Source organism: Aphanothece microscopica RSMan92, assembly GCF_046613545.2.
Taxonomy (GTDB): Bacteria; Cyanobacteriota; Cyanobacteriia; order PCC-6307; family Cyanobiaceae; genus NIES-981.
This window is the reverse complement of sequence record NZ_JBKKKY020000083.1, coordinates 1-9,758: the sequence shown is the minus strand read 5'-3', so window position 1 is coordinate 9,758 and position 9,758 is coordinate 1. Positions and strand designations below refer to the sequence as shown.

Sequence of the window (9,758 nt, the reverse complement as noted above, 5' to 3'; positions counted from 1 at the left end):
TGAAGATGCAGAAGCCGCTCCCCTGGTCGGGAAAGGCATGGTGGGTCCCGCCGGCCAGATGACAGGCCACCCCATGGCGCAGGGCGAGCCGCGCCGTGAGCAGGGTGCCTCCCACCGACAACCAGGTGCGTCGCACCAGGGGCTGGCTGCTGGGCAGCCCGATCCTGCGCTGCTCGCCTGGGCTCAGCTCATCGCGGGCAAAGGCCTGGTGGTAGCGGCGGGGGTGCACCAGCTCCAGCCAACGCCGGGGAATGGGCAGCGGTCGGTGCACGCTGGTGGCGTCGGCCAGGCCCTGCCTTTGGAGCAGCTCGAAGAGCAGCCGGAACTTGGCCATCGGAAAGCGATGGCTGCTCGGCAGCGGGGCGGAATAGGCGGGGTGGTAGACGAGCGGTGGTGGGCTCAGATGCTGCTGGGCATGCGCCGGGTGAGGTTCCGGAGTTTTCGCAGGGCCTTCAGTTCAACCTGGCGGACCCGCTCGCGGGAGACCTCCAGCTGCCGTCCGATCTCGGCGAGGGTGTGGCGATCGGCCCCCTCGAGGCCGAAACGCAGCTGCAGCACCTGACGCTCCTGGTCGCTGAGGTGGGTGAGCCAGTGGTCGAGCTGCTCCTGATGCATGCCCCGCTCCACCTGGTCCAGGGGCTCTTCGTTGCTGGAATCGGCAATCAGATCCCCCAGGAAGCTGCGGCCTTCATCGCCATTCACCGGGGCATCGAGGCTGGAGGTGGTGAGGGCCTGGCGCAGCAGGCTGTCCAGCTCGTCGAGGGGAAGGGCCATCGCCTCGGCGATTTCCTGACGGCTGGGCATGGCGCCCAGTTTGTGGGCCAGATCCAGGCTCACCTTGCGGATCGCGCTGAGGCGTTCACTGAGATGGACGGGGAGGCGGATGGTGCGGGACTGGCAGGCGATGGCCCGGGTCATGCTCTGGCGGATCCACCAGAAGGCATAGGTGGAGAACTTGTAACCGCGGGTGGGATCGAATTTTTCGACCGCCCGCTCCAGACCCAGGGAGCCTTCCTGGATGAGATCGAGCAGTTCCAGTCCCTTGCCCTGGTATTTCTTGGCGACGCTCACCACCAGCCGGAGGTTGGCCTTCATCATCCGCTGCTTGGAGCGCTTGCCGATGCGCAGCAGTTTGCGTTCATGGTCGGAGTAGGTCACCTTCCCCTCCTCCAGCAGGTGCATCATCACCTGAACCTGGTTGCCGAGTTCGATCTCCTCGGCAGGGGTGAGCAGGGGTTCCCGGCCGATGCTGGCCAGGTACCAGCTGATCGGATCACTGCTGCGCCGGCGACTGCTGTCGCTGGCCCTTGAGGGGGAAGCGGTCATCGTGACGCAGGAATGGGAGTTAAACTATCAACCCAGAAATGGCATGCCCTGTGTAGTTTCAGTAACGCTTCAGCTTTTGCTTGCAAAACCACACAATTGTCGGCGGGCTGATTGGTCAAAGCACCGATCAGCCTTTCCGGCAAGGTCCGGGTGGTCAGTTCTGGCTGGGCGTTGCTGACCAAGCAGCTCCGCTGTCTCCTGAGGATCGAGCGGGGTCGAGCCCGATGCCCGCCAGTTCAGCGGCGATGGCCGGTGGGGAGCAGCGTCCCGGGCCGCCCAGGACCCCCAGGCGTCGGCCGGCCTCGGCATGGGCCAGGGTGGCGGCGGCCAGCACGGGGGCCAGCACGGTCGTCAGCTCCGATGCCGGATGCGGGCGGTGCGGTTCACCGCTTGCCGCCAGGGCCATGGCGCCCACCGCCGTCACATACCCGGCCAGCACATCGCCCAGACCCGCCCGGGCGGCGTTGGGTTCGCTCTCCAGCAGCTGCCAGCAGCGGCCATCGGGTGCGGCCACCACGCTGCGGGCCCCCTTGAGCACCACGGCGACACCGCTCTGGCAGGCCGCGGCGGCCGCGGCCTCCAGGGGTGGGCGTTCGGCCCATTGGGGGAACAGGCGCGCGAATTCCCCGGCATGGGGGGTGATCCAGGTCGGTCCCCGGCGCTGCTGCAGCCACGCGGTGGGGGTCGGGTCCGAACCGCCCGCCACCCCCTCTGCCACCCCCACTGCCAGGCGGTTGAGACCGTCGGCATCCAGCACCAACAGGCCGCCAAAGGCCCCCAGCCGCTCCCAGCTCTCCCGTTCAGCCGCCGCCAGGCTGGAGGGGATCGATGCCGTGGACGGGTGCGGGCAGCCCAGCCCGGGGCCCACCAGCACCGCATCGAGCCGTTCCAGGTCGGCGCAGGACAGGCCGGCCAGCAGCAGGTTGCCGTGGGGGTCGCCGTCCAGTTCCCGGCTCACCACCACATGGGGCGCGCTGGTCTGGAGGGCGTCCCCCAGGCCCGCTGGTCCGGCGGCCCGCAGGCTGCCGCAGCCGGCCGCACTGGCACCGGCCAGGGCCAGATGCCCCGCCCCCCGGAAGCGCCGGCTTCCCGCCACCACCAGCACCCGCCCGCGGGCGTATTTGCCGGCTGCCGGCTCGAGCCGCGGCCAGGGGGCGTTCGCCAGGTCGCCCGGCGCCAGAGCGAGCGGCTGGGCCTGGGGCAGGCTGGCCAGCAGGGGAGCCGGCAGTCCGAGGTCGATCCGCTCGAGCTGCCCCACCCAGGCCAGAGCCTGGTCCTGCACCAGCCCCTGCTTGATCAGGCCGATGCAGAGGGTCTGGCTGGCGCGGGCAGCCACCTGACCCAGGCAGATGCCGCTGTCGCTGCAGAGTCCGGTGGGAACGTCCACGGCCACCAGCCCCTGGGGGGCGCGCTGCTGGCGCTGCGCCAGCAGCGCTTCGATCAGCTCCCCGGGGGGGCGGCGCTGGCCGATGCCCAGCAGGGCATCGATCCAGAGGGCGCCGCCGCCGGGATCCGGCGTGCCTGTGACCGCCGCGATGCCCAGCCAGTCGGCATGGCGCCGGTGCAGGGCGGTGAGCGGCTTGCTGCGCTCGAACGGACTCCAGATCTCCACGGCGATCCCGGCCAGATGCAGTTCCCGGGCGATCACCAGCCCGTCCCCGCCGTTGTGCCCCGGCCCCACCAGCACCACGGCGCCGCTGTTGCGGAGCCGCGGCCCATGCTGTGCCAGCAGCCGCCGGCTCACCGCCAGGGCGGCCTTCTCCATCAGGGCCTCGACGGGCAGGCCGCTGGCGAACAGCTGCTCCTCCAGGGCGGCCATCTGGGCGCCGCTGACCAGGAGGTGCCGGGCATCGCGGGAAGGCCAGGACGGTGGGGATGGCGGCTCGGACACGGCAGGGGCGGGGCGCTCGGTCTCATGATGGAGACCTCATGGTGGAGACCATGGCCGCCATACACCTCACGTTGCCCCGCGACGCCCCTGCAGCCAGCTCCTGCGCCACCCCCGCCGGTGCCGAGGCCCTGGCGCGGCTGCGCGCCTGGCCCGGGGAGCATCGGGTGGCGGTGGGGCTCTCCGGAGGGGTGGACAGTTCGCTCACGGCCGCCCTGCTCGTGGAAGCCGGCTGGCAGGTGGAGGGCCTCACCCTCTGGCTGATGAGCGGCAAGGGCGCCTGCTGTGCCGAGGGCCTGGTGGATGCCGCGGCGATCTGTGACCAGCTGGGGGTGCCTCACCACGTGGTCGATTTCCGCGAGCACTTCCGCGGCCAGATCGTCGATTTTCTGGTGGCTGGCTATGCGGCCGGGGTGACGCCCCTGCCCTGTTCCCGCTGCAACCGCGAGGTGAAGTTCGGCCCGATGCTCGCCTGGGCCGAGACGGAGCGGGGGATCGAGCGGATCGCCACCGGCCATTACGCCCGGGTGCGTCACGGCGCCGCCGGTGATCCCCTGCCCGTCCCTGGGGATGGCCGGGATCGGCACCAGCTGCTGCGCGGCCTGGATGGGCGCAAGGACCAGAGCTATTTCCTCTACGACCTTCCCCAGGGGAACCTGGGCCGGCTGGTGTTTCCCCTCGGGGAGCTCACCAAGGCCGACACGCGCCTCGAGGCCGAGCGCCACGGCCTGCGGACGGCGCAGAAGCCCGAGAGCCAGGACCTCTGCCTGGCCGATCACCATGGATCGATGCGGGCCTTTCTGGATGCCTACCTGCCCCCGCGCCAGGGGGAGATCGTGCTGGCTGATGGCACCGTGGTCGGCCACCACGACGGCATCGAGCACTTCACGATCGGGCAGCGCAAGGGGCTCGGGGTCGCCTGGCGGGAGCCCCTGCATGTGGTGCGGCTGGAGGCGGCGATGAACCGGGTGGTGGTCGCCCCGCGCTCGGAGGCGGCCCGCGGCTCCTGCGTCGTGGGGGCGGTGAACTGGGTGTCGATGGCCCCGCCCGAGGAGCCCGTCGAGCTGACCGTGCAGGTGCGCTACCGCAGCGGGCCGGAGCGGGCCCTGCTCACCCCACTGCCGGCCAGCGAGGCTGACCGGCAGGCCGGACGGCCCTACAGGGTCCGGCTGGACTTCGCCGAGGAGCAGTTCTCGATCACCCCCGGCCAGGCGGCGGTCTTCTACGCCGGCGAGGTGCTGCTGGGGGGTGGGCTGATTCAACCCTGACCACCTCCCAGGCCCGAACGCTCATCAGTGGGGATCGCTCACCAGTAGGGATCGCTGGCCAGTTCCACCCGCAGCTCGCCGCTGCGGGCTGGCGGAACCGTGGCGATGCAGGCCCTCACCATCCGGCCGTTGACCTCGATCTCACAGGCGCCGCAGCTCCCCCCCAGGCAGCCCGTGGGGATGGTCACACCGGCGGCCCGGGCCGCCTCCAGCCAGGCGGAACCGCTGGTGGCCTGGCTGGTGGTGCCATCCGGCCAGTGGATGCGCAGGACGCTGCTGGGCATCAGGGAGCGAGCAGGGGGGTGAGGTCGGTGTGGGCTTCGAAGGCGTCGGCGAGGCGCTCGAGCAGCAGCTCACGCTGCTCCCCATGGTGGGGCTGCTGCTCGCTGAGCGGCGGCAGTCCCCGCCGTTCGCGCAGCCGGTTGAGCCAGCGTCGCCGCCAGGGGCCACTCTCGAACACACCATGCAGGTAGGTGCCCGCGGCCATGCCGCCGCATGCACCCACGGGGCGCCACCATCCGAGCCCCGCGTCGATCGAGAGCGGCGCCGTCGACTGCGGCTGCCCCGGCCCTCCGGCGTCCCCCAGGAGCTCGCTGTGGCCACGGTGCAGCTCGAAGCCCCGCAGTTCGAGCGGGGAGCCCGGCGGCCAGAGGGCGGCGCTGCGGCGCTGCCGCAGCGCCTTGCCCGGGGCGAAGACCGTGCGCAGCGGCATCAGCCCAAGGCCTGCCTGCTCCCCGGCGTCGCCTTCCAGCCCCTCGGGGTCGGCCAGTTCCTGCCCCATCATCTGCAGCCCGCCGCACAGGCCGAAGACGTGCCCACCGGCGCTCAGATAGCTCGCCAGGGCGGCAGGCAGGCCGTGGCGGCGCAGGCTGGCGAGATCGCGCAGGGTCTGCTTGCTGCCGGGCAGGATCACGGCATCGGGCTGGCCCAGGCTGTCCCCGGGGCGCACCCAGCGCAGCTGCACGCTCGGTTCGGCCTCGAGGGGATCGAGGTCGGAGAAGTTGCTGAGCGACGGCAGCCGCAGCACGGCGATCTCCAGCTCCGACTCGCGCTTGCGGCCGCGGCGTTCCAGCAGATCGAGTGAATCCTCCGGGGGAAAGAGCTCCTCCAGCCAGGGCATCACCCCCAGCACCGGCACCCCGGTGTGCTCCTGGAGCCACTGCCGTCCCGCGTCGAAGAGCTCCCGCCTGCCGCGGAAGCGGTTGATCAGCAGACCGCGGATCAGGGGGCGCTGCACCGGGGACAGCAGCTGCAGGGTGCCGACCAGCTGGGCGAACACCCCGCCGCGCTCGATGTCCGCCACCAGCAGGCACCGGGCCCGCAGGAACTGGGCCAGCCGCAGGTTGGTGAGATCGCGGGCCTGCAGGTTCACCTCCACCGGACTCCCGGCCCCCTCGAGCACCAGCCGGCCCCCGGGGTGGGCGCTCTGCAGGGTCGCCAGCCCCTGACGGATCGCGGCCCAGCCGGGTCTGAACCAGTCGCGGTAGTAGTGCTCGGCTCGGGCGATGCCGGCGGCGCGGCCGAGGTGAATCACCTCACTGGTGCTGTCTCCCTGTGGTTTGAGCAGCACCGGGTTCATGGTGTGGTGGGGTTCCAGCCCGGCGGCCCAGGCCTGGAGGGCCTGGGAGTAGGCCATCTCCCCCCCGCCGGCGTCCACCCAGGCGTTGTTGCTCATGTTCTGCCCCTTGAAGGGCAGGGGTTGCTCGCCCCGCCGCCGCAGCACCCGGCAGAGGGCGGCGGTCATCAGCGACTTGCCCGCGCCGCTGCTGGTGCCCAGCACCATGAGGGCCGGGGGCCCTGCCAAGCGGCGCGATGCTGCCGTCACAGTCGGGGGCGGCGGCGCCGCAGCTGATGGTGAAGCCGCTCCAGCAGGGGGGCCGGGGGGATCTCGCCGGGCCAGAGCTGCAACAGCTCCCGCCCCATCGGCGTCAGCCTGACCCGTTCGGTCAGACCCTGACCGTCGACCTCGCGGCGCAGCACGCCGAGGCGGATCAGCCAGAGCCAGTGCTCTTCCACGCCCTGGCTGCTGAGCCTGCCGCGGCAGAGCTGGCCCGCCTCGGGGAGCCGGCAGAAGGCGGTGCTGCTGAGGGGCTCGGATGCCACCCGCTCATAGAAGGCCCGGCGGAACGGCAGACAGCGCAGCGCCTGGGCTGCCCGCGACCGGGCTCGATCGTCCCGCAACAGGGGGCTGAGGCTGGTCACCGGCCGATGTTTCATGGGGGGATTCTCCCCGAGTCCCCCCCGGCCATGCTGGTTCTTGCCTCCGCCTCACCGGCGCGCCGGCGCCTGCTGGAACAGGCCGGGATCCCCCATCGGGTCAGGGTGAGCGGGGTGGATGAGCAGCTGTTCCAGCGCTCCGACCCCCGGGACCTTGTGGTGGCCCTCGCCCGGGCCAAGGCCGAGGCCGTGCGGGGCCGCCTCGAGCCTGGTGAGGGCCCGGTGCTCGGCTGTGATTCGGTGCTCGTGTTTGAGGGGGAGGTGTTCGGCAAGCCCCGGGATGCCGAGGAGGCGGCAGCCCGCTGGCGGCGGATGGCGGGGAACTGGGGCGAGCTGCACACCGGTCACTGCTTGCTGTCCCGGGCCCCTGCCCCGGCAGCCGCCCCGTCGCCGGCCGAGGCTGTGGTGACGACCCGGGTCCACTTCGCCCTGCTGAGGGAGCCCTCGATCCTGGCCTATGTCGCCAGCGGTGAGCCCCTGCAGTGTGCCGGGGGCTTTGCCCTCGAGGGCCGGGGCGGGATGCTGGTGGAACGGATCGAGGGCTGCTTCAGCAATGTGATCGGCCTCAGCCTGCCCCTGCTGCGGCGCTGGCTGGCCGATCACGAACTCAGCGATCCTTGAACAGTTCGCCGATGCCCTCGCTGGCATTGCGGCTGCGGCCCAGGCCACTGTTGGCCCGGGTGGCCACAAGGGTCATGTCACGCCAGCGGAACACGCCGGTGTAACCATGGTCGATGTAGGTCACCGGCCAGGAGCCCGTGGCGTCGGTGACTTGAAGGCGGTCGCTGCGGTCGGAGAAGACGAAGCGCCGTTCGTCGGGCAGGTTCACCACGTAGCGGGTCACACCGTCCCGGCGCTCCACGAGCCGCAGGGAGCAGGTTCCGTCGTGCATCAGGTTGGCGCCCCTGGCCAGGGTGCAGCGGCCGGAATAGGTGGTGATCTCCCGGTCTGGGCGGGTCACCTTGCCGAACAGCTCGCGGGTCATCTCCCGGTCCAGGCGCCGACGACCGTTGCCGTCACTCCAGCAGGTCTCCTCGCGGACGTCACAGACCGTGCCGTTGCTCAGGCTGAATTCACGGCTGGGGGGGCGACCGATCAATCCGCTCCAGAGCCTGCGTTCCGCCTGGGGACCGAAGTACGTGCGGGTGTGCGGCAGGGAGACGCCATCGCGGTCGTAGCAGGTCTGGCTGGCCTGATCGCAGATCACGCCACTGCCGGGCATGGAGACGGGATCCGGCCGGGCCTCCACCGGTGCATGGGTGGCCAGGAGGCCCGCCGTCACGGCCGCGGCCCCAGCCAGGGCGGTGAGACAGACGTTGTGAGGCCGAGCTTTCATCGTTGGGAGGGGGTGTGAGGACTGGCGTTGCAGGCGCTGCGGGCAACGCTGGTCCATACGGTATGGAGCGGGTGTGCACCAGCCATGACGGCCAGCCGCCAAGATCTGACCAGATCTGACAGCGCGACCACGGCATGAAAAAGCCCCCGCCGCAGGGCGAGGGCTTGGCTCAGATCTGCTGAAACTCCCGAGGCCCTTGGGGCCTGAACCAGGAATCAGTCGAGATCCGGCATGGCCAGGGTGGGCTCGGCCTGACGGTCGATGCCCTTCTCGAAGCCGGCGGCGGCAGCCCGGGCGCGGCCGGCATGCCAGAGGTGGCCGACCAGGAAGAAGAAGGCCAGCACGAACTGCGTGGAGGCCAGCCACTGGCGGATGTTGACGAAGTTCACCGAGTTGGGCTCGGTGATGATGCCGCCCACGGAGTTGAGGGAGGCGTTGGGGGCGTGGGTCATGTACTCAGCCGCGCGGCGGACCTGCCAGGGCTGAATGTCGTTCTGGAGCTTGTCGAGGCTGAGGCCGTTGGGGCCCCGCAGGGGCTCCAGCCAGGGGCCACGGAAATCCCAGAAGCGCATGGTCTCACCGCCGAAGATGATCTCGCCGGTGGGGGAGCGCATCAGGTACTTGCCCAGACCGGTGGGGCCCATGGCCGAACCGATGTTGGCGCCGAGGCGCTGGTCGCGCACCAGGAAGGTGAAGCTCTGGGCCTGGGAGGCTTCGGCGTTGGTGGGGCCGTAGAACTCCGAGGGGTAGGCGGTGTTGTTGAACCAGATGTAGGCCGAGGCGATGAAGCTCATCAGGCTGAGCGCGCCGAGGCTGTAGCTCAGGTAAGCCTCACCGTTCCAGATGAAGGCGCGACGCACCCAGCCGAAGGGCTTGGTGATCACGTGCCAGATGCCACCGAAGATGCAGATCAGGCCGATCCAGATGTGCCCACCGATGATGTCTTCCATCGAGTCCACCCCGATGATCCAGCCCTCACCGCCGAACGGCGCGCGGGTCAGGTAGCCGAAGATGACCCCGGGATTGAGGGTGGGGTTGGTGATCAGGCGCACGTCGCCGCCACCGGGGGCCCAGGTGTCATACACACCGCCGAAGAACATGGCCTTGAAGACCAGCAGCAGGGCGCCGACGCCGAGAAGAATCAGGTGATAACCAATGATGTTGGTCATCTGGTTCTTGTCGCGCCAGTCCTGGGAGAAGAACGAGGAGTAGTTCTCAAGGATCTCGGGACCACGCAGCGCGTGGTACAGGCCGCCCAGGCCGAGCACGGCCGAGCTGATCAGGTGGAGCACACCGACCACGAAGAAGGGGTAGAGGTCGGTGACCTCACCACCAGGGCCGACGCCGTAGCCGAGGGTGGCCACGTGGGGCATGCAGATCAGCCCCTGCTCGTACATGGGCTTGTCGAAGGTGAAGTGGCTCACCTCGAACAGCATCATCGCTCCGGCCCAGAAGACCATGAGGCCGGCATGGGCCACGTGGGCGCCGAGCAGGCGGCCGGAGAGGTTGATCAGGCGGGCGTTGCCCGCCCACCAGGCGTAACCGGTGGAGTCGAGGTCCTTGCCCCCCACACTCACCAGCCCGGAATTAAAGGGCGTTTCCACGGGGCAGTACCTCTTCAGGGAAGACGAAGTTTTCGTGCGGCTGGTCAGCCGGGGCCATCCAGGCGCGGAGGCCTTCGTTCAGAAGGATGTTCTTCGTGTAGAAGGTCTCGAATTCGGGG

The 9,758-nt window shown here is 70.2% G+C and carries 10 protein-coding genes and 1 pseudogene; 2 read left to right on the top strand and 9 right to left on the bottom strand.

The genetic code is table 11. The features are described from left to right. The 3 genes from ACLD7X_RS14950 to ACLD7X_RS14940 form a co-directional block, all read right to left on the bottom strand. Positions 1-334: arginase family protein (locus tag ACLD7X_RS14950; protein ID WP_482763989.1), on the bottom strand; the 334-nt coding region annotated here is incomplete at its 3' end. A gap of 65 nt (positions 335-399) precedes the next feature. Beyond that, on the bottom strand, positions 400-1,326 hold the full coding sequence (locus ACLD7X_RS14945) for a sigma-70 family RNA polymerase sigma factor (RefSeq protein ID WP_411424452.1): 927 nt from the start codon (positions 1,324-1,326) through the stop codon (positions 400-402). Between the two features lie 154 nt (positions 1,327-1,480). Continuing rightward, the gene (locus ACLD7X_RS14940) at positions 1,481-3,217 is read right to left on the bottom strand and encodes an NAD(P)H-hydrate epimerase (RefSeq protein ID WP_411424451.1); all 1,737 of its coding nucleotides are present in this window, start codon (positions 3,215-3,217) and stop codon (positions 1,481-1,483) included. A gap of 50 nt (positions 3,218-3,267) precedes the next feature. On the opposite strand from ACLD7X_RS14940, the gene mnmA reads away from it, so the two are divergent. Next, entirely contained in the window at positions 3,268-4,482 is a 1,215-nt protein-coding gene (mnmA, locus tag ACLD7X_RS14935) for a tRNA 2-thiouridine(34) synthase MnmA (RefSeq protein WP_411424450.1), read from the top strand. A 38-nt stretch (positions 4,483-4,520) separates the two neighbouring features. Here mnmA and ACLD7X_RS14930 read toward each other — a convergent pair whose 3' ends face one another. Genes ACLD7X_RS14930 through ACLD7X_RS14920 form a run of 3 tightly spaced genes read right to left on the bottom strand, consistent with a single transcriptional unit; the run spans position 4,521 to position 6,699 of the window. After that, positions 4,521-4,766 (bottom strand): 2Fe-2S iron-sulfur cluster-binding protein, encoded by a 246-nt coding sequence (locus tag ACLD7X_RS14930; protein WP_411424449.1) that lies wholly within the window; start codon positions 4,764-4,766, stop codon positions 4,521-4,523. After that, positions 4,766-6,265 carry a cobyric acid synthase gene (locus ACLD7X_RS14925; protein ID WP_411424453.1) on the bottom strand — a complete coding sequence of 500 codons (1,500 nt, stop codon included), beginning with the start codon at positions 6,263-6,265 and terminating at the stop codon, positions 4,766-4,768. The genes ACLD7X_RS14930 and ACLD7X_RS14925 overlap by 1 nt, the downstream gene beginning before the upstream one ends. A 38-nt stretch (positions 6,266-6,303) precedes the next feature. Next, the gene (locus tag ACLD7X_RS14920; RefSeq protein WP_411424448.1) at positions 6,304-6,699 is read right to left on the bottom strand and encodes an Npun_F0494 family protein; all 396 of its coding nucleotides are present in this window, start codon (positions 6,697-6,699) and stop codon (positions 6,304-6,306) included. Between the two features lie 30 nt (positions 6,700-6,729). On the opposite strand from ACLD7X_RS14920, the gene ACLD7X_RS14915 reads away from it, so the two are divergent. Further along, positions 6,730-7,320: a Maf family protein gene (locus tag ACLD7X_RS14915; RefSeq protein WP_411424447.1), complete on the top strand. Its 591-nt coding sequence runs from the start codon at positions 6,730-6,732 to the stop codon at positions 7,318-7,320. Here ACLD7X_RS14915 and ACLD7X_RS14910 read toward each other — a convergent pair. The 3 genes and pseudogenes from ACLD7X_RS14910 to ACLD7X_RS14900 all read right to left on the bottom strand — a co-directional run. Beyond that, entirely contained in the window at positions 7,307-8,035 is a 729-nt protein-coding gene (locus ACLD7X_RS14910) for a YcgJ family protein (RefSeq protein ID WP_411424446.1), read from the bottom strand. The genes ACLD7X_RS14915 and ACLD7X_RS14910 overlap by 14 nt on opposite strands. Before the next feature lie 215 nt (positions 8,036-8,250). Then, complete coding sequence (psbC, locus tag ACLD7X_RS14905) at positions 8,251-9,639, bottom strand: photosystem II reaction center protein CP43 (RefSeq protein WP_411424445.1); 1,389 nt, start codon at positions 9,637-9,639, stop codon at positions 8,251-8,253. Next, positions 9,623-9,758 (bottom strand): annotated as a pseudogene (locus tag ACLD7X_RS14900) (photosystem II D2 protein (photosystem q(a) protein)); the annotation flags it as partial. The gene psbC and the pseudogene ACLD7X_RS14900, both read right to left, overlap by 17 nt.